Genomic DNA, 26,161 nt, shown 5'->3' with positions numbered 1-26,161 from the left:
ATGAGTGTATCTGCGCATGCCAGAAAACAAGACCCTTCGCTTCCTGAGTGCTGGCAGGCCAGACTGGTTCTTTATCCTGAGCCAATGGGGCCTGGAAAAATAAAAGGTCTGCTGTGCTCTTTGGATGATAAACAGGCCTTTGGTGCACAGGCCATTCTTGATGTCTATTTCGAGCGCTGGGAAATTGAAAATAGCTATGGAGAAATAAAACACCAGATGCTTGAGGATAGTATTCTTTTGCGTAGTCAGACTGTGGATGGAGTCAATCAAGAGCTATGGGGTATATTGCTAGCCTACAATTTAATTCGAGTAGAGATAAGTCGAATAGCCAAAGAGGCTAAAGTCTCCCCGCTGAGAATTAGTTTTGTCATGGCTTTGCGGGATATACAGGATGAAATACTCTGGTGTGCCATCGCTTCGCCAGGTTCAATTCCAAAGAAATTAAGGGCAATGCGAGAACGAGTGAAACGTTATATTCTTCCAGAAAAAAGAAAACGGCCCAAAAGTAGGACCGTTCGAATTTCAAAAACTCGGTACACCATTAAGTCAAAGCATGCTTAACTGAATGGTGTTAGCTAATTAGCAGCTCTTTTTGTATTTTAAATTAACCAGGACTCAGTTAATTAGTTGCTTGCGCTGTTGGTTGCTGTTTGTTTAGTTGTAAGTAACTTAATAGCCACATACCCAAACCACCTAAAAACAATGCAGCTGCTACGTAACCTGTTTGATTAGGTGCAGCGCCTTTGGCAATCGCGATACCACCTACCCATGGGCCAATTGCATTCGCTGTATTAAATGCACATTGAACTAATGCGCCTATCATTGCGTGCCCCTCAGGTGCAACATCCATTAAAAGACTTTGAATCAACGTAGCTAAACCAACACTGCACCCTATGAAAAAAATAACCATGTAAAGCAGCCAAATATTATAGCTTGCTGATACATAGGCAAATGCAAAAACAATAGTGCATACAAGCGCAAAGCCCGTGGTTTTTATTGCCGACTTGTCTGCGGCTTTCCCTAATACGTAGTTACCAAGTGTACAGCCAATACCAAACATAACCATTGCAATAGATATAGTGTAAGGCGCTGTTTTAGTTACATCTAAAATAGTGTCGGCAATGTAAGTATATATGCAAAAAACACCGCCAAAACCAATAATAACAATACCTAAAATTGACCAAACAAGTTTGTTTTTTAGCACGCCAAATTCGTTTAATAAGTTAGAAGGCTTAGCGTTATCGATATTAGGCACCACTTTATAAACAAAAATAAAGGCGATAAATGCTAAAACAGCAGCACCCGCTAAACAGTAGCGCCAGCTAAGGTTTTGCCCAACTAAAGTAACAATAGGTACACCAACTATGGTGGCAATAGTTAACCCCATAAATACCTTAGACATAAAGCTGGCACGTTTGCCTTGCGGTGCAATATCAGACGCTAGCAATATTGCAGCACCAAAGTAAGCTCCATGAGGTAAGCCACTTAAAAATCTAAAAATAACTAATTGTTCTAAAGAGGTCGCAAGGGCGCTTAAACCGTTAGATATACACATTAAGCTTAAAAATATTAGCAGTGCTTTTCGTTTACGCATATTAGCTGTAGTAAGCATTAAAATTGGAGCACCGATAACAACACCAATAGCGTAGGCACTAATAGCATAACCAGTTTGCGAAGGTGTAGAGCCAAACGTTTCGCTAATTAATGGCAGCATCGGCATCATTGAAAATTCAGATAACCCTAAAATAAATGTGCCTAATGCTAATACCACTAAAATAGCAGTTCGGTTTAATTGGCTCGGTGGCGACGTGACATCTGCGCTCATTAATGATCCCTTAGGTATAATTTTAAAATAGAACAGCACAGCAAACTTCGAATAGGGGAGTGCCGTGTATAAACTTAAATTTTGGTGTGAGAGTAGATGTTCAGTGAGGTGGGTATTTTAATTTAAAAAGAGTATTGAGTCATGCATAAAGTTAATGGTTTTACAGGTTTTTTTAAATGTTAATTAGAATAAATAACTGCCAATAATCTTAAAAGTAAAAAACTATTTATAAAGCATGAAGCTATAAGAACTTTAAATATTAGGTTATCATCTATTTTAAGCCTATATTTACAATGTAATTACATTTGCATGTCACATTATTAATTTAAATTATTTCTTAAGGTTTTTTTACATGTTTGGTATTTCTCAAAAGAATACAAAAATTGAAGAGCTGGAGCTTCAATTAATTCAAAAGCAATCGATCTTGTCAGCAATTAACAAGCACGTTGCTTATATTGAATTTTCACCTGAAGGAATAATTTTAGACGCTAATAAACTATTTTTAGAGACTATTGGTTATAGTAAAGAGCAGATTGTAGGGGAGCATCATAGAGTGTTTTGTGAACCTGAATATGCAAACTCAAAAGTATACAGTCAATTTTGGCAGAACCTACAACAAGGTAAATCCACGAGCGGCTCTTTTTTACGTTTTAAAGCCAATGGCGATAAGCTTTGGTTAGAAGCCACATATTTTCCAGTAGAAGAAAATGGTGTTGTCACAAAGGTTATAAAAATAGCTTCAGATATTACTGCAAACTATATACAAAGGCAGGCGCAAGAAGCGATAGCAAAGGCACTTGATAAAGCTTTAGCAACTATAGAATTTACCCCAGAAGGAAATATTATAACCGCCAATCAAAACTTTTTATCAACAATTGGCTACAGCTTAAAGGATATTGTAGGGCAGCATCATAAGATGTTTTGTACCTCACTATTTTATGAGAAAAACCCACGGTTTTGGAACGAGCTAGCACAAGGTCAGTTTAAGTCTGGAAAATTTAAACGCATTACCTCTGATGGTTCAGAAATTTGGCTAGAAGCAACCTATAACCCCATATTAGATAGCAAAGGTAATGTTGTTAAAATTATTAAGTTTGCGTCTGATATAACGGCCCGTATAAACGACAACACTGCAGTAAGTGATGCAGCAGCAATTGCACATGAGTCGGCAGTGGCAACGGTAGAAACGGCTAAGCAAGGCTCTGAAATACTACAAAGTGCCATTACTAACTCAGATGCAATTGTAAGCCAAGTGCTTAAGTCGGTAGATTTAATTAAAAACCTAAATGAGCAATCAGCGGTTATTGGCTCNGGTGAGTATGGTAGGGGCTTTGCTGTGGTTGCAGACGAAGTAAGGCAGCTTGCAGCAAGTACAAGTAAATCAACTAACGAAATTGCGACTATGGTTAAAAACAATCAAGAACTAACAAACGATATTTCTAAGCAGATTACCTCAGTGTCAGACTCCTCTGAACAAGGTAGAGAATTAATTTCTAATGTGTCTGAAGTGATTAAAGAAATTGAGCGCGGTGCAGATGTTGTTTCGCAAACCGTAGCACATCTTAATAGTTAGTTACACCTGGTTACTTAACAAAGTGCGACATTATGTCGCGCTTTAATAGCGCCTTCGCATTATATAATTTTTGCCATACATAACAGTGGCATAAATTATAAATGAATAACAAAAAAAGTATCCAACCTACTTATTTACTCTCTCCTTTAGCGCTACTAATTAGCGGCTTTTTATCGCCTACGGTGCTCGCTGATGATAACGACTTAGAAGTTATTGAAGTGCACGGTCATGCACAAAATAAACATGTATCACTTGGCTCTTCAGAGTCATTACTTAGTAATTTAGGTGTTGATTTTTCTGCTGCGGGCGGGGTCTCTAACTTGCCAATTTTAAATGGTTTAATGGGCGACAGGGTAAAAGTACTTGTTGATGGCGTAGATGTAACAGCAGCGTGCGCTAATCATATGAACCCGCCTCTTTCTTACATATCTGCAAATCAAATAACGTCTTACAAGGTTGTTGCTGGAGTGTCACCAATAAGCGCAGGTGGCGATAACATTGCTGGTGTAATAAGCGTTAATTCTATTTCACCACAGTACGGCGAAAGTAGCGATTTAGCCTGGCACTCAGGTTATGTATCGGCAAAATACAGTAGTATTGATAATGGCCGAAAGCTAGGCGTGGGAGCACGTTTAGCAAGTGATACGTTTAGTTTTAACTACCAAGGGTCGTTTAGCGATGCAGATAGTTATGAAAATGGTAACGGCGATGTAGTGCTTGACACATTGTACCGTGCTCAAAACCACAGCCTTACAGGCGCTATACGCGATGAAAAGCAGCAATTAGTTATAAAGCTCACACACCAAAAAATACCGTACCAAGGGTTTGCAAATCAGTACATGGATATGACTGATAACACCAGTTACGGCGCTATTGCCCAATATAAGCGCAGTTTTGAAAATAGCGAGTTTGAAGGGCAGGTTAACTGGCACAGCGTTAAACACGAAATGGGCTTTTTTAGTAAAGAAAAAACCGGCATGATGCCCATGCAAACAGACTCGCAAGATATAAGCACGCAGCTTAAATGGCACATTACGCTTGATAAAAATAGCTCACTATTGCTTGGTCAAGAATACTATAACTACCGCATTGATGATTGGTGGCCGGCTATTGAAGGCTCAACCATAATGGGGCCAAATGACTATGTAAACATCAATAATGGTAAGTGTGAGCGCATTGCCCTATTTGCAGAATATGAAAGCCAAATTAATAAAAAACTGTGGCTAAATACTGGAGTTAGGGTTGAGCGTGTCAATACGCAAGTTGATGAGGTGCAGGCCTATAACGATGGCATGAGTATGATGGATATGGGCAATATGAGCTCAATGAGCACTGCTAATAATGCGATGGCGGCAAATGACTTTAATAATGCCGATAGAAATAAAACGGACACCATTATTGATGTTAATTTATTAGCTAATTACCAAATTACACTATATGACGAGCTGCAATTAGGCCTTGCTCGCAAAAACCGTGCACCCAATTTATATGAGCGCTACAGCTGGGGTGTAAGTAATATGGCCACCACTATGATTGGCTGGTACGGCGATGCAAATGGCTATATTGGTAACCCAGAGCTTGATGTAGAAACCGCAAATACCATTAGTGCAACGTATTCAAAAACAGCTAAAGATGATGCTTGGCGTGTAAGTGCTAATGTGTGGTACACCGATGTAAACGACTACATTGACGCAAATATTGTACGTAGTTTTAATAGTTATGGATTAGCGAACACATCACGTAATATTTTGCAGTTTAGTAATGTTGACACCACATTATATGGAGCCAAACTCGATGTAACTAAGTCGCTTTATCAATCTAAGGCGTTTGGCGAATGGGTATTAACAGCAAACGTTGCAAGTACCCGTGGTGAGCGCGACGATACTAACCAACCGCTATATCAAATTAAGCCATTACATACAGAGCTAACATTAAGCCAGCAAATAGGGATATTTGAAAATGCGCTATCGTGGGAGTGGGTAGATACAAAATCACGCGTTGACTTTAACCGCCTTGAAAACCAAACGCACAGCTATAATTTAGTGAATTTAAGCTCTAAAGCCACCTTTAATGCATTAACGCTTAGTGCTGAAATAACCAACTTATTTGATGAGTTTTACGAGTTGCCATTAGGGGGAGTAAGTATTGCTGCACTAAAACAAGACAGTAGCACGGGGTTTACTCAATTAGCTGGGCAGGGGCGCTCATTTAATATAAGCGCAAGTTATGTTTTTTAGGCACATATAATAATTATTTAATAGTTAAGCCATCACCATGTTGTGGCTTAACTATTAAATATTAATCAGTAGCCGTGCTTTGCTCATCGGCACAAGGAGATTGCTCGGCTTCTAAAGCTAACTTTTCGCGCTGTGCTTTAGATACATAAGCAGGTTTGCCGCTTTTATGTAATTTGGCATTAGCGCGTTTATCTTTTTTTTGAAATTTAGTGACGATTTTTTTACGACGATTCACAGCTAAAACCTTTAAGCTAAATAAATTTAAGTCGCGCATTATACTGCTATCTACACTAAACCCGCTATATAAATATTTTACGCTTATAAGTTGTGAGCCCATCGCAAAGCACTGTTTGAAATTCTGTGTGGGCGCTATAATTAAAGCTCTTAGTTATTAATTAAATGGAATAAGTTTTGAAAAAGCTAGCTTTAGCCAGTGCTCTTTTTTTTGCGTTTAGCGCGCATGCACAGCTACATAAAAATATTGATAGTGTTGCCGATTATGCTGTAAACACCTACCAAAATGCGCAAGTACATACGCTAACTAACTTAGTGGCTTTTCCTACAGTAAATAAAGACTCAATACCCGCGCCACAAAATCCAGACTTTATTAACTTTAAATCTGTATTAAAAATGAAAGCCGCGGAGCTTGGGTTTGATTACCAAGACCTAGGCTATACCGTGCTTATTGGTATGGGTAAACAAGCAGACAAAGTAACAGTTGTAACACATGGCGATGTACAGCCAGCTAATGCGGGTAAGTGGCAGCAAAGCCCATTTATTATTGATACCTCTGAGCCTGGCAAATTAGTAGGGCGCGGTACCGAAGACGACAAAGGCGCCATAGCCACTGCGCTTTATGCTATGAAAGCAATTAAAGATAAAGACATAAAGCTTGAAAACCGCATTGAGCTGATGATTTACCTTGCCGAGGAGTCTGACTGGGGCCCTCTTACTGAATTTATGAAAACTTACGAGCAGCCAAAGTATGCAGTAACCATTGATGCATCATATCCTGTGGTTGTTGCCGAAAAAGGCTGGAGCTTAATTGCACCAACCTTTAACGCTACTTCAAAACAAACAGGCGTCTATGTAAGTGATGTTGCTGGTGGGGCGTTTAAAAGCCAAATACCAGAAGATGCAAGCTTATTACTTCACAATGCAAGCGGGAGCTTAATTGACTCATTAAAAGCTAAAGCTAAAACGCTTAGTGAAGTTGAGTTTAAGTTTGAAGAGCAAGGTAAAGGCTTAAAAATAAGTGTAAAAGGAATGTCTGCGCATTCATCAGAGCCAGAGTCGGGCGTAAATGCTATTGCACACCTGAGTGAGTTATTTAAAGACGTCGCACTTGAAAATAATAGCGATGGCCAGCTTATAAAATTTGTAAACCAATTAATTGGCTTGGATATTCATGGTAAGCAATTTGGTGATATTGCCTACGAGCACGAATTTATGGGCCCAATGAGCGTAGCCCCTACTGTAATTGAACGCGATGGTAACGCACTAACATTAGCCATTAACGCCCGCCGCCCAGTAGGTAAAGATGAAAGCGTACTTAAACAACAAATTAACAGTGCTATCAATAAGTGGGAAACTGCAAATAACGTAACGCTTACTGAAGTTGAAACCATTATTGGTACTCCTATGTTGTTAGATAACGCACCGCACGCACAAAAGTTACTGGATATTTTTAAACATTTTACAGGTGACGAAAAAGCTGACTTTGTATCAATTGGCGGAGGCACTAACGCAAAATTATTTGATAATGCCGTATCGTTTGGCCCTTCAATGCCAGGTAAGCGTTATACAGGCCACTCAGAGCATGAATTTATTACGCTTGAGCAATTGGCGCTTAATTTACGCATGTATACCGCGATGATGATTGAGCTAGGTAATATGTAAGTTATAGGTTTTTAATATAAAGGCCGCCTTATTTAGCTGAAGTGAATCCAGCAAGGCGGCTTTTTGTATTTATTAAAACTGGGCTACAAAACTAAGGTTGTATATGTCATAGTTATTTTTATCAGTGTAATTAGCGCTGAAATAGTAGCTATCGTTAATAAAGTATTTACCCTCAACAACTAAATCTGAGTCGCTTAAGCCAATGCCCACTGCTACCTGTTTATTAAAGTAATAATTTGCCAGCACATTAAAGAAAGGGTCATCGCCAGCATCTAGGTAGTCAATATTTATAGTAAAGTAGCGTTCATCGTAAAGGTGAGCAAAGTAACGTGATGATAGGTCCCACGACTCTGTTTCATCATCTGTTTCAACAGTAATACCAATGTAGTCGGTGTCGTTAATTTCATGATTATACTGAGCTTTAAACAAATAAACTGTATCGCTATATTCATAATCTAACATACGTACAGATACTTTTAGTGAATCAGCAAATAAGTAACCTAAACCTAGTGAATAGTTGTCGGCATCACCAATATTAGGTAGTTCAAAAGTTGCAAAAGCATTGCCGTAAAAGCCTTCTCCAAAAATACCTTTTCCACTATAACCATCTGAATTAAAATAATTTAAGCCTATATTGCTATCTGTATCCAAGTAGCCAAAATCATCCCAAACACCAGAGTTTTGATGCTTCTCAAAGTAATAGTGAGTTGATAGCCCATACACATCATCGCTGTAATAATCAGAATCAATTTTTGCGTAGTTTATAGAGTTAAACCATTGTTTTGATTCTGACTGCTCAGCGTTTACAGACGCTGTGCAGCTAAGTGTGAGTAAAGTGAGTGGCATTAAAAAGCGCAAGTATCCCTTCTTATAATTGAGTAAACTTGTTACTAGAATGGGTGTTATATTAATGCAGTTTTATAAGGCAATTAAATGATTGTAATAAAGTGTTTGCATATTGTAGGTTTTCCTAATTAAAAACGTAGGTTACCTCAGGCAAGTTTTCGAAGCTTGGTTTGGCAAATAAATACCCTTGCATAAGCTCAACACCTGCGTTTTTAAGCCATGTATATTCTTGTACTGTTTCAATGCCTTCAGCTAGTGCGGTTATGTTTAAATCGCGAAACATATTTAAGCAATGAGTTACTATTAGTTGGCGTTTTTTGTCGTTGTTAATATCGCGTATGAGCGCCATATCCAGCTTGATAATATCTGTTTGAAAGTCAGCTAGTAGATTTAAACCAGAATAACCTGCACCAAAGTCATCAGTGGCGGTTTTAAATCCGAGAGACTGGTAGTAATCAACAACGCGTTTAATGTGTGCGGTGTCTTCTATTTTTTCTACTTCAGTAAATTCAAACATAATATTTTGAATAGGAAAGTTATACTTTTTTGCAGCTTCGAGTGTGGTGCGTATACATCGCTCAGGTTTATAAATAGCATTAGGTAAAAAGTTAATGCTTAGCATTGATGTTATGCCCAGCTTTGCGGCTAGTTGAATGGCTTTAATACGACAAAGCTGATCAAATGCATAGCGGTTGTTTTCATTCACTTTTGAAATAATTGAATAAGCAGACTCGCCATTTAAACCCCTAACCAATGCTTCATAGCCATAAATTAGGCGAGTTTTACAGTTTATAATCGGTTGAAAAGCCATAGAAAAATCAAATTCAAGATCGTTGGCGTCAGCACAATTACTACATGTCACTTTTTCACAATCTTTTGATTTTTCGATCACTTAGTTCATCCTCTGATGTTTATTTTTAAAGTTAGTTGAGGGTAGATCCTAACACAAATAGATTAAAGTATTAGCTTATATTTTTTTTAACGTAATAAGTGATTATTTATATGTGAGTAATATGATGACTAATGTCATGCTATTTAATGACATTTGGCAGGAGTTTGCATTTCGTTTTTATATAAAAATAGATTTATACATTAACAGGAGGATAAACATGAATACATCAACAACAATATTTCAAAGTTTTAAACAGTATGCAGTTGCTTTAGTGTTTTTAGGATTAATTAATTTAATTACATCACCAAACACCTTATGGGTGATTTGGCCCGCGCTTGGCATGGGGATCGCTTTATTATCTGAAGTCTTAGGTATAAGCAGCTCTAAAAAAGTATCTTGATGATTAGTAAGCCAAGTAATAATTTACTTGGCTTTAATTTGATGTGCTTTATTTACAGTAATCTAAACCTAAATATTTAAAATGCTGATTGAAGTGTCACATCTAGTGATATTTCGGTATTTAAGAGTTTTGAAATAGGGCAGCTCTTTTTGGTTTGCTCGCATAAAGCTTGAAACTGCTCGTTTTGAATATCATCAATACGCGCTTTTACCTCAAGGGCAATATGCGTCACCGAAAAACCATCATCTACTTCATCAAGGCTTACAGTGGCTTTAGTATCAATTTTATCTGCGGTAAAGCCTGCATCACCTAATGCAAGTGAAAGCGCCATACTAAAACATGCACTGTGCGCTGCACCTACTAATTCTTCAGGGTTTGAGCCCGCCTCATCTTCAAAGCGGGTATTAAAACCATAAGGTTGTTTATTAAGCGCGCCACTTTGAGTTGATATGCTACCTTTGCCTGTTTTAATGTCGCCAGACCATGTTGAACTTGCCGTTTTTTTAATCGTCATCATCTTCTCCTTGCTAGAGTGTAAGCTTTTCAGGTTATCTAAGCGTTATTTACAAAATAAACTTATATAAAGCCTTAAAAGCACTAATTACTGATGATGTTGCAAAATAGGCGCCAGTTAATTGTTACCCCTGTTTATTTCGCTTACAGCGCTCTGAACAGTAAATAACGTTATCCCAGTCGCGCTGCCATTTTTTACGCCACGTAAAAGGTTTATTACAAATAGGACACATTTTTTGAGGTAAGTTTAGTTTTTTGTGCGCCATGCTTACTTAGCCTTATTGTTATTTTTAGTATCCGTTTTACTTTTTGTTCGAGTAACTTTTTGAGTACCCCCAACGTGCTTTTTAAGAATTTTCCCTATGGCGCGTTTAACATCGGCTCGCTCACGGTATTGCCATAAGCGTTCGCGTGCTTCTTTTGAGGCTGCTGTTAAATCAAGCATGGGTTCGGGATAATCCTCCCCTAATTTAAAGTCGTTAAAGAGTGCTTCCATTGGAGTTTGCTCCCAAGGCTGATGTAAATATTCAATAGGGAGTTTTTCAAGCTCTGGGCACCACTTTTTAATAAACGAGCCTGTTGGGTCTTGATCTTCTGACTGCTTAATTGGGTTGTAGTGCCTAATGGTGTTAATGCCTGTTACCGAGGCTTGCATTTGAATTTGCGGGTAGTGAATTCCGGGCTCAAAATCTAAAAAGTAATTAGCGAGCGGAAAGCTTGCTTGCTGCCAACTTATATTTAAATGATGGGTTACAAAGCTTACAAGCATGGCGCGCATTCTAAAGTTTATATAACCGGTGGCTTTTAAGCAGCGCATGCAAGCGTCAATAATGGGAATACCTGTTTGACCTTGCGCCCAGCGTTCAATATCGTTTTTAACATGTTCATCATCGCGATACGGAAATACGTGATAACCCGAATTAAGGGCTAAAAATTCCATAGAGCATTCGCTTTCAAACTTTTGCATAAAGTGGCAGTGCCAATGCAAGCGCGATACAAACGCAGCAAGCGGGCGCTTCCAGCCTCTTTTATCGGGGTGCTTTGAGTGATATTCATCAATTGCCATTTGATACACTTGCCTAAGGCTAATGTTCCCCCACGCTAAATAAGGCGAAAGCCGAGAGCAATGGGTTTGGCTTAAACTTGGGCTCGATATTCCTTTTTGATAACCTTTACCGCGCTCGGTAAAAAAGCTCTGCATTACTTGGCGTGCATGCAACGGGCCGCCTTGTTGAAAGCTGTCGTGATCTTGCGTGTAAGCGCTTGGCAGCTCAGGTGCTTGGTAGTTATTGAGGGTAATTGTTTTTATACTCTTCCAATTAGGAACAGCAATAGGTGCTTGCATTGTTTGCTGCCAGCGTTCATTCCAGTTATTACGATTTTTTTTGCCGCGAATAACCGCGCCTGTTTGCGACTCTTGCCAATTAATGTGGTTATGCTGGCACCATACTTTTATTGCCTTATCGCGCTCAAAGGTGTTGTTTAAGCCTATTTCTTGATGGCTAAAAATATTAACTATTTCAAACTGCGTCTTTATCGACTCAAGTAAATCGTTCATATTTAAATTAAATATATAAACACAGGCGTTAAAACGCGCTAGCTGATTATTTAACTCAACTATCGATTGATACACAAAGCGCCAGTGCCGTTCATTGTAGTGTGCATCTTCGAGCAGTAATGGCTCAAAGTTATAAAATAACAGGGTCGGTAAGCCATTACTAAATGCATTTTTTAATGGTTGATGATCGCTAAGACGTAAATCACGTTTAAACCACACGATGTTTATTTTTTCTTTCATACTGGCAATATTAAAACCGTGGCATTATAAATAATAGGACAAAACCAATACGTATTAAATGTAAAAGAAGACTAGTGTAAAAACGATTTTGATATAGGCAACTCATGTTAAGGTGATACTAAAATGAGTCGCCAATAAAAGAAGTATTATAAATAGGGAGAATTACCGTGATACTTAAGCAATTTTGGCACTTGCAGTCATGTGAGAGTACACCTATTAAAGCTTCACCAATTGCAACTACTTCCATTATCTTTTCCTAAAACTTGCGGGGGTATCGCTTTGTATGACGATACCCTCAGTTAGGGTAAAATTAAAAACGCTTACCAATAGTAAAGCTAAAGACACGAGATATGACAACGCGCGCATTAAATATAATTGATTGATCTGCTACCGTTTCACCTGAGTGAAACTTCCCTCTGATAAGTTTCCTGAGTTATTTAGGTTTTTAACATCGACACGAAGATTTAAGGGTACTCGCCGAGATATCATGGTATGTAGGTAGGGCATCAAAGGCTCCAAACGTTGCTACTGTTTTGGCTCCGCACTTAGTAGCAAAGTCGATAGCCTTTGAAACGTTAGTAAAGTTACTTGCCCAGTCAGTAAATTCTGTTTTATTACTCACTAGCGAAGATATTTGATATAAAAAACCACCTACAAACGCATCGCCTGCAGCTGTGGTATCCACAACATATGCCTTAGGGCAAGGATAAGTACCACTAAATGAGCTAGATGAAAAAGTAATAGGCTCGCCACCATCGGTCATTAAAACTAAAGCTACGCCACTATCTACCCAACTTCTAATAGTGGTATCAATATGCTCTATTCCATAAAGCGAGATCAGCTCATCTTTACTCGCTTTAATAACATCAACTGTTTTAGCAACATCCTCAATAACAGATTTAGCTGTGAGTGGTTCATCCCAGAAGGCTGAACGAAAGTTAATGTCAAAGCATGTAACCGAGCCTGATTCTTTAAAGTGTTTTAGCGCATGTAAGGTTGTATTTAATACTAAAGGTTTTGCAAAAGAGCCTGAACAAAAACTCACAATTTTAGGTGTTGAAAATAAAGAGGGCTCTAAATCGGTTATTTGTAAATCGTAATGTGCAGCATCTTTATCGTAAAATTCAAATGTACGTTCACCGTTTTCATCCAACGATACGAACGCGAGTGCCGTCTTCCCTTTTTTTGAAAAGCCAACATAAGATGTGTTTACATTATACATTTTGAGTGCATTTATTAAAAAGCGACCAAATTTATCATTGCCTACTTTACCAAGCAAATAACTTGAACCACCAAGCTTTGCTACGGCTACAGCAACATTAGCGGGTGCGCCTCCGGCAAACTGTGTGAAGTCTAGTTCGCTATTTGATGCCTTATTGTGCATGCAGTCATGTGAGAGTATATCTATTAAAGCTTCACCAATTGCAACTACTTCCATTATATTTTCCTAAAAATTGCGAGGGTATCGCTTTGCATGACGATACCCTAGATTAGAGTAAAATTAAAAACGCTTACCAATAGTAAGGCTAAAGGTACGAGGTAAGACAACGCGCGCATTAAATGTAGTTGCTTGACCTGCTACCGTTTCACCTGCGCGAGGATCCCCCTCTGATAAGCCTTCTGAGTTATTTAGGTTTTTAACATCGGCTCGAAGGTAATAACCGTCTTCGTTTTCAAGGGATAAACCAAGGTTTAACATGCCATACATAGGCAGTTCTGCTGTGTTGGCGTCGTCGGCATAACGTTTACCGCTCCAAGAGTAGCTACCATGAATAGCTGCCATACCCCACGAAAAATCTTCAAACTGATAGCTACTAGTTAATTGGCCAAAGTGCTTAGGCACACGTACAGGTAAGTTGCCGTTTATATCAATAGAGGCAGAGCTTCCATTAGCATCCAAGTATTGCGCCGCTGGTGTGTTTACAAATTCGGGTGATTGGTACGTTGCAGATACACCAATGCGCCAGTCTTGGGTGATTTGCAGGTTAAATTCGGCTTCTACACCTAAGGTTTCTGTGTTTCTAAAGGCTTGACGTTGCACTACTTGACCATTTTCAACAGTAGGTACATTAAAGAATAAATCATCCGCAGCGGCGAAGTAACCGGTTACAAATGCTGCGACATCACCTTCGTTATATTTAATGCCCACCTCGGCCATTACCGTTGAAGCTGGTTGTGTTTCGCGTCGCTCAGAGTTATTAAATTGATTAATTTCCTCTTGACTAGTTAGGTTGGTAATCGCCATGTATTTATCTACATCAGGCATACGAAAACCATCTGCATATCGAGTGAATACCGCTAAGTCGTCGTTAAATTTGTAGTTAGCTGCAATTGTCCATGCCATTTCGTTGTATTCAACATCAAAGTTTCGGTAAGTCCCATCACCAAAGGGCAGGGCAATATTCCCATTGACGGTATCAGTATCGCTAGCAAAACTGTCAATTGTGTAATTAGCTTGGTTTTGCGCTTCACCATCTGCTTTGAGGTTTTCGTATCTTAAGCCCAGATTAAACGACACATCTTCAAGCTCGTATTCAAAGTCAGCAAATGGCGCAAGGGTATTTTCACTATAAACAATATCGGCAAAACCATGTGATCCAGACTGAATACCTTTGTAAGTACCGCTGGCAATATCATCACCTTGTGCATCTGTAAATACAACATCTAAGCGCTGTGGCTGGGGCTCTACTGATTGCAGTGTATTAATTCGATAGTCGGTAACATGGCCATTAATATTAGAGAAGAATAAGCCAAAATTAGCGTAAAGAGTCCCTTCGCCTACATCATCAAAGGTGTAGTTGAATCTGGTTTCGTTTTGAAAGTTATCGCCTTCAAAACGTCTATGCCAAAAGCCTGCGTTTATTCCGTATCCATTGGTGTTGTAGGTATTTACGTTGCTTGAATCAGCCAATACAAAACCGTTTCCTGCATCGCGTATATCGTAATTTAGGTTACCATCAACCATGGCATCTGCAAGTGCATCAGTATTTGCAGCATATATAGCTTGTGCTTTGCTAGCTAACGATTCGGCGTTGCTTACGTTAATGATGCCGGTAAAGGTTGTTAGCATATCGGTATAACGCATTTGGTTTGAAAAGACTAAGTTTTCGTTGATTTCAATTTCGGTTGTATTGCCAAAGTAGGTCACATTAGCGTAGTTACCATCTGCAATATCTAAATCAATGTCGACGCTTGGGGCGTTATTAAGAGTTAATAAACGCGCACCTGCTGAATTACCGGTAGTGCCATCTCTGATATCCATCCCGCCTGGGATTGTTTTAGCATTGGTGGTTGAGCCTATTAATGGCTGAGGAATAAAAAAGAATGATCTATCATTTTGTTTATTAAACTCAAAGCGAGTAAAGCCGCTGCCATCTTTAAAAAAGTGCTTAATATTGCCATTAAGCTCACCACCTTGGTTAGCTGTATACCCCGGATCGCGTGCAGAGTCATCCTTGCGATACCAAGCGCCAACAGCATAGATTGTTTGATCATCTATTGATCCGCTAACCCAACCTTGTCCACCTAGGCGGTTGTTGCTGTTGGTTTCAAAAAACACATCACCTTGGGTATCATCGGAGCCTTCACGAGAAATAAAATTAATAAACCCAGCTGGCGCGCTACCAACAAAAATTGACGAGGCACCACCACGAATAGCTTCAACGCTGCCAACAAAATTAGACAAACGGGTAAAGCGATCATTTTGAGTAAATAAAATATCTTGATTATAAAACACGGTCATACCATCACGAAGTAGTGCTGTAAACTCTGTTTGCGTTGATAACGGAAAGCCTCGTGGGGCTACGTTGTTACCGGTTTCTCCACCGGTGTCTTCGGCATGAAAACCAGGAATACTTCGCACTAATTCAGCAACACTGTGCGGAGCCAATTGCTCTAACTTTGCTTAGTTAAAGGTAGTTATTGCATTAGTTGATTCGATTTTCTCTTTTGGCCGAGATGTTCCCGTTACAATGATGCGCTCAAACCCTAAATCACTTTTTGCTACTTGTTGCTCTTGTGACAAGACGCTAGGGGATATGGATAGACCTACAGCGACTGCAATTAGAGTCATTTTTGCTGATACTTTCATTTTTCTGTTCTCTCTTTGTTGTGTGTATACAAATTTGCGGTTTTATTAATCAAACATGTCAGTGTTATCAAATTTGTAAATAGAATGTAGAGAACTTAAAATAATAAATCAACTATTATTACTTATTATTTTTTGTACAGCTTTTTGATTGTTTAAGTGAATTTTTTACCTCTGATAAAAAATAAATAAGCAGCCAACGTTACCGATGGCTGCTTTTTAACTTTAAAGTATATTAGTGGTGTGAAAGGCTTGCGTGATCTTGAGAAAAGTTGATAAGTAAGGGAAGGTTAGCGCAGCCTACTGATTGAGCCTTGGCGCCAATAGAGCCACTTTGTACTTCACAGCGATTAATACCGCGATGATCAGCCTGGCTCAATTTTAACTTTGTTGCCAAAACTATTTTTTCTCTGACATTGATAGGAATGGCGCCATCAATGACAATTGCCTCAAAATCAAAAATAGCTAAAGAACACAATGCCGCGTAGGCGAGGCCATCTGCAACTTGGTCTATCCACTTATCGAGTACGGGGCCTAAGTCTCCCCAATACTCTTTTGAACTCCATAGTATGTCAGTATTGTAGCCATCACCTTTGAGCATTTTTTCGAGAATATACAGTGATGATTGCATAATAAGTTGTTGGGAGGTTAGTTGTCCTTCTCTATTAAGCATAGGCCTAGGTAATGAACCTATAGCGCCGGCATTACCTTTTTTACCAGTAAATAAGGTTTCGTTTATAACAACTCCACCACCAATAAAAGTACCAATAAAAATATATAAAAAATCGCTAAAACGAGCAGGATTACCAAAGCTTAATTCAGCTGAACAAGCCGCGGTATCATCATTACATACATACACGGGAAGGTGTACAATTTGATTTATTTTTTCTTTAAAATCAAAAGACTTCCATTCATTCAATACTGTTTTTGGAGCGCCGGCTTCTTCTGTCCAGTTCCAAATTTCGTAAGGGGTTGCAACACCCACACCTAAGATACGCTTGGCTAATTCGTCACTTAAGCTCATTTTAAGTACGCTGATCCCTTTCTCTAAAAAGGTTAGCAAGCTCTGTACTGTGGGGTAAGCGCAGTTTTCGTGCAAAGTTGCGCGTATATTTCCTACTAAGTCAATCAAGGTTAAATCAAAACTGCGACGACCTACTTTTAAGCCAATTCCAAATGCACCATTTGGATTTAACGCAAATGGGATGGTTGGTTGGCCAACCTTGCCACGCTGAGGGTCTTTCCGTATTAATAACGATTCGGCTTCTAAACTATTGATAATTACTGTGACGGCCTGTGCTGAAAGCCCTGTTTTTTGTGCAATTTCAGCTTTTGGAGCACTACCGTGTTGGCGAATTAATGACATAATTCGGCGTTCATTATGAGCACGCAGGCCAGATTGGCTTCGGCCTTCTTGTAAAGAGAGTCGAGGGTTTTTAGATTTGATAATTATTCCTACCTAGTTGTTATTATCTTGAATAACCTGATTAATTGTACACCGAGTGTGTGTAATTGGCGACTATATTAGCTTTATTGCCGGGTTCATTTCTTATTATTAAATTTACGACAGAGTTTAAATAAGTTACAGGAGGTTAATAAATAACTATAGTTGATTTATTGACGGGATGATATTTAACTGGTTAAATGCTTTACTTAACATTAACAACTGAGACACGGCAATGACCACACACACACACACACAAACACCTCTTGTCTCCAAGGAGATGGTGGTTCCCTTTATTTTACTTGTTCTGTGCTTTGCTGCATGGGGAGCTGCGGCAAACATGACTGATCCGCTAGTAAAAGTGTTTAGTAAAATTTTTACTATGTCGTCAGTGCAGTCTGCATTGGTACAATTTAGCTACTATGGAGCTTACTTTTGCTTAGCTATTCCGGCGGCATATATCAATAAACGCTTTTCGTATAAAACAGGTGTGTTAACCGGTTTAGGGATGGCTGCAATCGGAGCATTTTTGTTTTATCCCGCCAGCCAAGCAATGACTTATGGTTTTTTTTTAGTGGCTTTGTTTGTGTTAGCTGGAGGCTTATCTATTTTAGAGACATCAGCAAACCCTTATGTAATGGGAATGGGCACCCAACAAGGTGCAACTCGCAGGTTGAATTTGGCGCAATCATTTAACCCTGTAGGTACTAACATTGGTGTTTTTTTAGCCGCTACCCTTATTTTACCAAAGCTCAATACAGCAACCTCTGGTGAGCGGACTAATATGAATAGTGAGCAATTAACTAGCATTATAAGCGCAGAACTTGATGCAGTTATGGTGCCTTATGTTGGTGTGGCTTGTGTGTTGGTTTTTATTTGGTTGGCAATTGCGTTTACTAAAACACCTAATTTTTGTAAGCAAAAAAAAGTCTCTAAGCATGTAGAATTTAGTGCAACGTTAAAGCGCTTGTTTAAAAATACCCATTACCGCTTTGGTGTTATCGCCCAGTTTTTTAATGTTGCGGCGCAAACTTGTGTATGGACATTTACCATCCAGTACGTAATGGAGGCACTCGATACAAATGAAGTTACCGGGGGAAGTATTTTACAATACAGTATGATCACCTTTTTAGTTTCTCGATTTGTAATGACCTGGCTTATGGGATTTATTCGTCCTGCCAAACTGTTAATGGCAACCTCTATTATTGCAATGCTGCTGTGTTTTTATATGGTGAAAATGCCAAATATAAGTGGCGTATGGGCGCTGGTAAGTATATCGGCTTGCTTATCATTAATGTTTCCAACTATTTACGCGATTTCACTACATGGGTTAGGCGATGATGCAAAACTAGGTGCTGCTGGTTTAGTAATGGCTATTTTAGGTGGAGCGATAGTTCCTGTATTCCAAGCTGTGTTTATTGATACATACAGTGTCGCGTTTTCTTATGTTGTGCCTGCGGGGTGTTTTATTATTGTTGCAGCTTATGCTGCATTTGATTTAAAAACAAAAGTCAGAGTATTCAATAATGTAGCGCCTTGCTAAATGGATTGAAAACCGAGCCTGAAGGCTCGGTTTTACTTTTTAACTTTTCTCATTTGTAAATCTTCTTTAACCCCAACCTTCATCGGATTAAGATATTAGGCATGTTGATATTCTTATTTAGTTGAAAAAATATGTTTTTAGATCTCACCGAAAATACCAACCAAAATGTTTACTCTTACTTAGTAGGCGGTATTAGCCCACGACCTATCGCATGGATAAGTACATTAAATAGCGAAGGTATTGAAAATATTGCGCCTTATTCATTTTTTACTGTGGCTAGTTGCAAGCCAGCTGTTTTAAGTGTTACGCAAGTAAACCCTAGTGATAAAACGAATAAAGATACGCTCAGTAATCTAATGGCAACTAAAGAATGTGTGGTTAATATTGTCAGCCAAGAGCTAGTTGAAAAAATGAACCAAAGTTGTGCAAATTATCCTAGTGATATAAGCGAGTTTGATGCAGCTAACATTGCCCAAGCTCCAAGTAAGTTAGTTAACGCGCCAAGCGTTGCCGATTCAAAAGTACGGTTTGAATGTAAGTTACGCGAAGTTATTAGTATTTCAAATGAGCCTGGCGGTGGAACAATGATGTTGCTGGATGTAGTGGGTATTTGTATAGACGATGAAGTGATGAGTGGTGGCTATATTGACCCTGAATTATTAAATGCAGTGGGCAAAATGGGCGGCGATTACTTTAGTACAACCAAAGATAAGTTTTTGCTTAAAAGGCCACAGTTGTAATTTTAATATAGATTCTTCCTTTGTTTGTGCACATTGTTTGCACTTTTACTTGTTAACTTTGTTTTATTAAACGTTAAAGTAAAGGTTCAAGCATTGAAAACACTTCTTAAAACAAAAGCCGTTAATGCCACTAAGTTATTTGCGTTAAGCGCGCTTTGTATTGCTTTAAGCGCATGTAATAGCGATTCTACAAGTACTACAACAGACGGCGAAACGGTCAGTAATAGTGCTCCAACTGTTGACGCCGGTATTGACCAAACTGTTGACGCCGGTATTAACCAAACTGTTAATGCGGGCGATACCGTTTATTTAATTTCAACAGTTGAAGATGATGGCGAAGTATCTGTTAGCTGGTCACAAACATCAGGCACTACCGTTAGTTTATCTTCAAGTACTGCAACGTCTACTGAGTTTGTTGCACCTGAAGTTTTAACCGATGAAGCACTTGTATTTGAAATCAGTGCAGATGATGGCACAAACGATGTCATTGTAGATACAGTTACAGTTAATGTTATTGCTTCATCAGACTCAGATACAGTTGATAATAGTGCAAAACTTACCAGCTGGTTAATTAACAACGATACAACCTCTACTTATATACAAAACAATGGCGCAGTGGTTGAAGATGTTCAATCAGTTGAGGTTGTTACTGTTTCTGAGGAAGATGCTGACGTTGAATACATGTATGTGCAAACAACTGACATTCCTAAATATGACGTAACGCTTACACAAGACCAAGTAGACGCGTTAAATAACCGCCCGCGTGCAGCTACCGATTTTTATAACGGTGTAACCTCAGCAGCAGTAGGGCAAACCATTTCGTTTGGTGAAGATATTGGCTATAACAGCAGCACTGAAAACTGTGATGACACAGGCGGTGCAGGCTATTGGCCTCCAGGACCAGGTTGCCCAACAGAACAAGCGGTTGAAGCGTATTTTCCGATAACACCTACCGATTTATCTGACGCTGAAACTTGCGAAACAGGTTTAGGTACCGTTGGCTTAATGGTTAATGGCACCAGTATATTTAACTGGGGCGATGGTATGAGCTACGGAAATAATATTTGGTATACATTAGCGCCCATTGCTGAGCAATACGATGTTGATGTGTGTGGCGGACATGCAGCTAACGGTGAATATCATCACCATTTTTATACGAGTTGCTTAGCTGATTTACTCGAAGATGATGGCGATGCGCATTCACCTATTTATGGGTTTGCAGCTGATGGCTATCCGCTTTATGGTCCTTATGAAAGTAACGGACAACTAGCATTAAGTGGCTGGGAAATGCGAGATTACGGTGCACCTACAAGTGAAGGGGGTTGTGGTACTGAGGGTGAGCGAAGCTGTACCTTAGTTGATCAATACGATGTTAGCCAAGGTACACAAACAAGTGATGCAGGTCCTGCTATTGGTGCACAAGTAACGACGCTCTCTGGTAACACATTAAATGCCGACGATGGTTATTACTTTGAAGATTATTACTACGCGCAAAAAACAGTAACCGGTGCTCAATTAGATGAGCATAACGGCCACGATACTAATGATGGTAAGGGTTATCACTACCATATAACACTAACGTTAGACAGTGATGGTAAATTACAGCCTTCTTTTCCTTATCAAATAGGGCCTCGTTTTAAAGGTCAATTAGCCGATAATTCAATTGGTCGCTGTGATACTGGCGAAACAATGGGTCCACCACCGGGAATGTAAGGAGTAACTATGCGTTATTTTAAATACGCATTGATCCTAACTACTGCTGTGCTATCGAGTTTTAAGCTCTTTGCGCAGCAGGAAATGATGGATCATAGTCATATGCCTATAGCAGTGCCAAATGACACGCCAATCCCGGCATTAAGCCTTAAGTTATTAAAAGATAGTATGTCGGGTTATAACTTAATTTTAGATACACAGAGTTATGATTTGTCTGTGCCGCCAGAGGGCACGATGAACATGCAACAAATGATGGGCGTGACAACAAACCAAGACACCGGTTTTTTACAAGGTCATGCTCATTTATACATTAATGGGGTTAAAATACAGCGAATTCACGGACAAGCGTTGCATTTACCTGCTAACTTATTTAAAACAGGTATAAATACCGTATCGGTTACTTTAAATAATCATGGTCATATGTATTGGACCGCTCAAGGTAAAAAAATAGTTGCTACGCTGTATGTTAACGACCAAACCAAAGAGTTTATAACATACCGATTTGAGAGCTTTCCTAGCAAGGTTGAAAACACGCATTAATGAAAATTCATAATAAACTTTTTTTAATACTATTTAGTTTTACCTTTAGTGTTATTGCAGGGCTTGTGGTTCTTATACAGTGGAGCATAGGGCAAGGCGTAATTGATTTTGTTAATGCAAAAGAGGTGAAAGCGCTTGAACCACTTGTTGTGCAATTTGCAAAGCAATACGAACAAACACCCTCATGGGAGCATGTTGTCGGCAATGGCGAAAGCTTTAGAAAACGTGTTGAATCGCAATTAGAAAATAGCCAGTTTTTGCCTAGGCCACAAGAAGGCCCAGGTCCGCGTGGGCGAATGATGCGACCACCGCCGCCAGATCATATTCGTTTATAGGAAGATCGCCGCCCACCGCCAGAAAATATTGCTCACTACGCTTTGCTTGACGAAAATAAACAGCGAGTAGTGGGTAGATACCTCAGCGATTTAAAATATATAACAACCCCAATTATTGTTAACGATAAAATAGTGGGTTACTTAGCAGTTTCTAAAAGAGATAGCTTGGTTGATGGCTATGAGCTTGATTTTTTACAGCAGCAAACTAACTACTTATGGTTTATTGCTTTAGCTGCGGTATTGCTTACATTGCTAGTTACCTTTTTATTGTCTCGTCACCTAGTAAGCCCTGTAAAGCAAATTGCTAACGGTATGCATCGCTTAACGCAAGGTAATTACGAGACCAAACTCAAACTTGAGCGAAAAGACGAGCTAGGACAGTTGAGCGAAGATTTTAATACGCTTGCATTTACACTCGCTAAAGATGAGCAAGTACGTAAGCGTTGGCTTGCTAATATTTCTCATGAGCTTAGGACGCCAATGAGTATTTTACTCGGTGAACTTGAAGCTATGCTACTTGGTATACGAGAACCGAACGCAAAAAATATAAGTTCGGCTAACGATGAAGCTTTGCATTTAAAACGCTTAATAGACGACTTGCATATGCTCAATAGCGCAGAGTTAGGAGGTATGCACTACACTATGCAACCTACTGATATGGCGTTATTATTAAATACTATTGAGCAAAAATATCAGGTTGTGCTTGAACAACATAATATAAAAATATACCTACTAAATAGCGCTAAACACATAACTGTACAAGCAGATAAAACACGCCTTTTGCAGCTACTCGATAATATTTTAATGAACGCAGTACACTATGCACAATGTACAACTATTTCTTTAACGGCTAATAATATAAGCATTAAAGAGCAAACTTATTTAGAGCTTATAATCGAAGATAATGGTGTCGGTGTAGAGCAGTCGCATTTATCGCATTTATTTGAATATTTATACCGAGTAGATAGTTCGCGTAATCGCCAAGAGGGCGGTTCTGGCTTAGGTTTATCTATTTGCCAGCATATAGTTAAAGGTCATAAAGGTGAAATAGCTGCAGAAAAAGCCAGCTTAGGCGGCCTTGCTATTATTATTAGATTGCCAACTATTTAGCTTATAAAATAAAGTTAAGGTTACTTACAGAGATGCCTATGAGTGAACAAATACTAATTGTGGAAGATGAAGTAAAGCTAGCTAACTTAATGAGTGACTTTTTAAGCAGCCATCACTTTATTACTCATCAAATACATCACGGGAATGAAGTATTACCTTGGCTTGAAATTAACAGGCCGAGTGTAATCTTGCTAGACATAATGTTACCAGGGCAAAGTGGTATTGAACTGTGTAAAGCAATCAGGCGCTTTTCAAACGTGCCTATTATTATGGTATCGGCAAAAGTAGAAGAAATAGATAGGCTGCTTGGGCTGGAATTAGGTGCAGATGATTATATTTGTAAGCCGTTTAGTTATGCTGAGCTGGTGGCACGCGTAAAAGCTATTTTAAGGCGATTAAATAACGCAAGTGACGTTACAGAGTCAACAATGAAGCTTGACGAGAGCAGCTACAGCGTAAAATATAGATCAAACAGTATAGAATTGACGAACTTTGAATTTCAACTATTTAAACCTTTGTTTAACAACCCAAATCGTATTTATTCGCGCGATAGCTTAATGGACACTATGTACGCCGATCAGCGTATTGTGAGCCATCGTACTATTGATAGCCATATTAAAAAGTTGCGTAAAAAACTAGATGAAGTGACACAAACTGAAAGTGTTATCCAGTCTGTTTATGGGGTTGGCTACCGGTTTGTGCATCCACAGTAAGGTGGGATGAGCTATGACGATGAGTTACTCATCATCGTCAGCATTTTTAATTCGCTCTAAACGGTCAAACTCTTCGTATTCGGCAGCTTGGATTTCATCAAGAATAGAATCTACATCAGCAAGTTCGTCGCTGTCTTCAAATTCACCTGTAAGCGTTGAATTAGGCGTTAAATTGGCCTCTTCAAATAGTGCCCACATTTCTTTAGCGTATTGAGTTTTTAGTATGCTTGGCGCAAATTCACCATAATAGCGGCGTATGTTATTTACATCGCGTGCAAACATAGCTTGCGCACTGTTATTTGCTGAAGCATTAACTGCCTGCGGTAAATCTATAATTACAGGGCCGTTATTATCTACAAGTACATTAAATTCGGATAAATCACCGTGTATTATACCTGCACAAAGCATAAGCTTAATGTAATGTATCATGAGTTTATACTGCTCAATCGCTTGCTCTTCACTAAAAACGACATGTCCAAGTTGAGGGGCTACGTTACCGTCCTCGTCCGACACAAGTTCCATAAGCAGCACGCCATCAATACAAAAGTAAGTGTCAGGAACACGTACACCTGCGCCAGCTAAACGAGATAACGCATCAACTTCGGCATTTTGCCAAATTTCTTCTTCTAATTGGCGGCCATAGCTAGAGCGTTTACCCATTGCACGCGCTTGGCGTCCACCACGTACTTTTCGGCCTTCTTGATATTGTGCCGCTTTTTTAAAACTACGTTTAACCGCATCTTTATACACTTTCGCACAGCGAATATGTTCACCACAACGCACAATAAATACATCGGCTTCTTTACCGCTCATTAGTCGGCTTATTACTTCGTCAATAAGGCCATCATCAACAAGAGGTTGTAGGCGTTTAGGTATTTTCACAGATTGCCTGCTAAGTAGGGTTGGTTATTAATCATTATTTATGAAAGTGCTCTGTATTTGTTTGTTTAATTGGCTCAAGCAGTATATCAGCTTTGAGAATTAAGGGCAGTAACACTACTGCCAGAGAGTAATTAATCGTATTATTTTATTAGCTTATATATTGATTGCAAAGCAATCAACCAGAACTTTTTTTGAATCATCAGTTTTTATTAAAAATAATTTATTACTTCCTCATTATTTGCACATTGTTTGCGTTTTTAAAGCGTAATCTTAGTTTAATTCTTAAATACGAGGTTATTACTATGAAGCATTTTTCAACTCTTGCCACTGTGGCAATATTATCTATTGCTTTTTCAGCTAATGTAGCTGCTCGAGGCGGTGACAATCCTCCTGAAAAACCTGACTTTTCAACTATTGATACTGATGGGGATGGCGTAATTAGCTTTGAAGAGTTTAGTGCTAAAAAACCGCCGCACGGTGATGCACAAACAATTTTTGATTCTATAGATGCCGATGGTAATGGCGAAATTAGTGAACAAGAGCTTAGCGATCATAAACCACCTCGTCGTGAACGTTGAAAGGATACTAAAATGATTAATAATATTGGCAGCAGCTCTGCGAGTTTTGTGCCGCAACAAAGTAGTCAAGCTGCAAAATTAACAACAGAGCAAAGTGATTTCGTTAAAGAAACGCTTGCACAGTTTGATGCAGAAAACTTAACTAGCGACGATGCGCAAAGTATTCAAGCTGCATTTAAAGAACAAGGTATTGAACCAACAAAAGAGCTTGCTGATTTAATGGGCGAACTCGAGTTTGATGCTAAAAGCATTGGTGATGCAGGAAGAGCTGAAGGTCAAAGACCGCCGCCACCGCCACAAAACTCATTAGAATCAGTCGATACAGACGAGGTAGTGAGCTACTTAGATGAGCTCTTAACTGAGTATTCAAACCAGTTGTCTGATGAAGATAAAGAATCAATCCTTGCATCAGTGCAAGAGAAATTTGGTTTAAGTGAAGGCGACTCGCTGCTAAATGTAACTGCTTAGGTGTTATAACTTAGAGTAAAGCTGA

Annotated in this window: 24 protein-coding genes and 1 pseudogene; 13 read left to right on the top strand and 12 right to left on the bottom strand. The window is 39.1% G+C overall.

Features of this window, described 5'->3' with window-relative positions; translation table 11 throughout:
• A partial coding sequence (locus tag L655_RS0107915; protein ID WP_024604693.1) for a transposase occupies positions 1-561 on the top strand: 561 nt, incomplete at its 5' end.
• A 58-nt stretch (positions 562-619) separates the two neighbouring features.
• Here L655_RS0107915 and L655_RS0107910 read toward each other — a convergent pair.
• Positions 620-1,825: an MFS transporter gene (locus L655_RS0107910; RefSeq protein ID WP_024604692.1), complete on the bottom strand. Its 1,206-nt coding sequence runs from the start codon at positions 1,823-1,825 to the stop codon at positions 620-622.
• A gap of 352 nt (positions 1,826-2,177) precedes the next feature.
• Here L655_RS0107910 and L655_RS0107905 point away from each other — a divergent pair, with 352 nt between their 5' ends.
• Positions 2,178-3,398, top strand: coding sequence for a PAS domain-containing methyl-accepting chemotaxis protein (locus tag L655_RS0107905; protein WP_024604691.1), 1,221 nt, complete (start codon positions 2,178-2,180; stop codon positions 3,396-3,398).
• A 101-nt stretch (positions 3,399-3,499) separates the two neighbouring features.
• Positions 3,500-5,635 (top strand): TonB-dependent receptor plug domain-containing protein, encoded by a 2,136-nt coding sequence (locus tag L655_RS0107900; protein ID WP_024604690.1) that lies wholly within the window; start codon positions 3,500-3,502, stop codon positions 5,633-5,635.
• A gap of 61 nt (positions 5,636-5,696) precedes the next feature.
• On the opposite strand, the gene L655_RS1000000126570 is transcribed toward L655_RS0107900, so the two are convergent.
• Complete coding sequence (locus L655_RS1000000126570) at positions 5,697-5,909, bottom strand: DUF2986 domain-containing protein (RefSeq protein WP_198925097.1); 213 nt, start codon at positions 5,907-5,909, stop codon at positions 5,697-5,699.
• 137 nt (positions 5,910-6,046) lie between these two features.
• Here L655_RS1000000126570 and L655_RS0107890 point away from each other — a divergent pair, with 137 nt between their 5' ends.
• Positions 6,047-7,534, top strand: coding sequence for a dipeptidase (locus L655_RS0107890; RefSeq protein WP_024604689.1), 1,488 nt, complete (start codon positions 6,047-6,049; stop codon positions 7,532-7,534).
• Between the two features lie 72 nt (positions 7,535-7,606).
• Here L655_RS0107890 and L655_RS0107885 read toward each other — a convergent pair whose 3' ends face one another.
• Entirely contained in the window at positions 7,607-8,380 is a 774-nt protein-coding gene (locus L655_RS0107885; RefSeq protein ID WP_241764462.1) for a putative porin, read from the bottom strand.
• 124 nt (positions 8,381-8,504) lie between these two features.
• Positions 8,505-9,272, bottom strand: coding sequence for an EAL domain-containing protein (locus L655_RS0107880; protein ID WP_024604687.1), 768 nt, complete (start codon positions 9,270-9,272; stop codon positions 8,505-8,507).
• 217 nt (positions 9,273-9,489) lie between these two features.
• Here L655_RS0107880 and L655_RS0107875 point away from each other — a divergent pair, with 217 nt between their 5' ends.
• Entirely contained in the window at positions 9,490-9,672 is a 183-nt protein-coding gene (locus L655_RS0107875) for a 2TM domain-containing protein (RefSeq protein WP_002958152.1), read from the top strand.
• A 76-nt stretch (positions 9,673-9,748) separates the two neighbouring features.
• On the opposite strand, the gene L655_RS0107865 is transcribed toward L655_RS0107875, so the two are convergent.
• From L655_RS0107865 to L655_RS0107835, 7 genes are all read right to left on the bottom strand, one after another.
• On the bottom strand, positions 9,749-10,186 hold the full coding sequence (locus tag L655_RS0107865; RefSeq protein ID WP_024604686.1) for an OsmC family protein: 438 nt from the start codon (positions 10,184-10,186) through the stop codon (positions 9,749-9,751).
• A gap of 124 nt (positions 10,187-10,310) precedes the next feature.
• Positions 10,311-10,451 (bottom strand): DUF2256 domain-containing protein, encoded by a 141-nt coding sequence (locus tag L655_RS1000000126565; protein ID WP_007376862.1) that lies wholly within the window; start codon positions 10,449-10,451, stop codon positions 10,311-10,313.
• Positions 10,452-10,453: 2 nt separating this feature from the next.
• A complete protein-coding gene (locus tag L655_RS0107855; RefSeq protein WP_024604685.1) occupies positions 10,454-11,983 on the bottom strand; it encodes a deoxyribodipyrimidine photo-lyase in 1,530 nt (509 codons plus the stop codon).
• A gap of 445 nt (positions 11,984-12,428) precedes the next feature.
• Positions 12,429-13,421: a carbohydrate kinase gene (locus L655_RS0107845; protein WP_024604684.1), complete on the bottom strand. Its 993-nt coding sequence runs from the start codon at positions 13,419-13,421 to the stop codon at positions 12,429-12,431.
• A 63-nt stretch (positions 13,422-13,484) separates the two neighbouring features.
• A complete protein-coding gene (locus tag L655_RS01000000125310; protein WP_241764461.1) occupies positions 13,485-15,872 on the bottom strand; it encodes a TonB-dependent receptor in 2,388 nt (795 codons plus the stop codon).
• Positions 15,873-15,887: 15 nt separating this feature from the next.
• Complete coding sequence (locus tag L655_RS1000000127905) at positions 15,888-16,055, bottom strand: hypothetical protein (RefSeq protein ID WP_241764460.1); 168 nt, start codon at positions 16,053-16,055, stop codon at positions 15,888-15,890.
• 250 nt (positions 16,056-16,305) lie between these two features.
• The gene (locus L655_RS0107835) at positions 16,306-17,463 is read right to left on the bottom strand and encodes an ROK family transcriptional regulator (protein ID WP_220467209.1); all 1,158 of its coding nucleotides are present in this window, start codon (positions 17,461-17,463) and stop codon (positions 16,306-16,308) included.
• Positions 17,464-17,749: 286 nt separating this feature from the next.
• Here L655_RS0107835 and fucP point away from each other — a divergent pair, with 286 nt between their 5' ends.
• The 6 genes and pseudogenes from fucP to L655_RS0107805 all read left to right on the top strand — a co-directional run bounded on the left by fucP (position 17,750) and on the right by L655_RS0107805 (position 24,208).
• Positions 17,750-19,057: an L-fucose:H+ symporter permease gene (gene fucP / locus L655_RS0107830; protein WP_033011698.1), complete on the top strand. Its 1,308-nt coding sequence runs from the start codon at positions 17,750-17,752 to the stop codon at positions 19,055-19,057.
• A 131-nt stretch (positions 19,058-19,188) separates the two neighbouring features.
• Positions 19,189-19,797 carry a flavin reductase family protein gene (locus L655_RS0107825; RefSeq protein ID WP_024604681.1) on the top strand — a complete coding sequence of 203 codons (609 nt, stop codon included), beginning with the start codon at positions 19,189-19,191 and terminating at the stop codon, positions 19,795-19,797.
• Positions 19,798-19,830: 33 nt separating this feature from the next.
• Complete coding sequence (locus L655_RS0107820; RefSeq protein WP_024604680.1) at positions 19,831-21,510, top strand: YHYH protein; 1,680 nt, start codon at positions 19,831-19,833, stop codon at positions 21,508-21,510.
• A 9-nt stretch (positions 21,511-21,519) separates the two neighbouring features.
• Positions 21,520-22,050, top strand: coding sequence for a hypothetical protein (locus tag L655_RS0107815; RefSeq protein WP_024604679.1), 531 nt, complete (start codon positions 21,520-21,522; stop codon positions 22,048-22,050).
• Positions 22,050-23,495, top strand: a pseudogene (locus L655_RS01000000125305) (ATP-binding protein). Before L655_RS0107815 ends, L655_RS01000000125305 begins: the two are co-directional and overlap by 1 nt.
• Positions 23,496-23,533: 38 nt before the next feature.
• Entirely contained in the window at positions 23,534-24,208 is a 675-nt protein-coding gene (locus tag L655_RS0107805; RefSeq protein WP_024604678.1) for a response regulator, read from the top strand.
• Between the two features lie 24 nt (positions 24,209-24,232).
• On the opposite strand, the gene L655_RS0107800 is transcribed toward L655_RS0107805, so the two are convergent.
• Entirely contained in the window at positions 24,233-25,090 is an 858-nt protein-coding gene (locus L655_RS0107800) for a PA4780 family RIO1-like protein kinase (protein WP_024604677.1), read from the bottom strand.
• A gap of 302 nt (positions 25,091-25,392) precedes the next feature.
• On the opposite strand from L655_RS0107800, the gene L655_RS0107795 reads away from it, so the two are divergent.
• Both L655_RS0107795 and L655_RS0107790 read left to right on the top strand, forming a co-directional pair.
• The gene (locus L655_RS0107795; RefSeq protein WP_007581281.1) at positions 25,393-25,668 is read left to right on the top strand and encodes an EF-hand domain-containing protein; all 276 of its coding nucleotides are present in this window, start codon (positions 25,393-25,395) and stop codon (positions 25,666-25,668) included.
• Between the two features lie 12 nt (positions 25,669-25,680).
• Positions 25,681-26,136 (top strand): hypothetical protein, encoded by a 456-nt coding sequence (locus tag L655_RS0107790; RefSeq protein WP_024604676.1) that lies wholly within the window; start codon positions 25,681-25,683, stop codon positions 26,134-26,136.
• Positions 26,137-26,161: the final 25 nt, after the last annotated feature.

The sequence above is a fragment of the Pseudoalteromonas sp. TAE79 genome, assembly GCF_000498015.1.
GTDB lineage: Bacteria > Pseudomonadota > Gammaproteobacteria > Enterobacterales > Alteromonadaceae > Pseudoalteromonas.
This window is presented reverse-complemented; position numbering and strand designations above follow the sequence as displayed.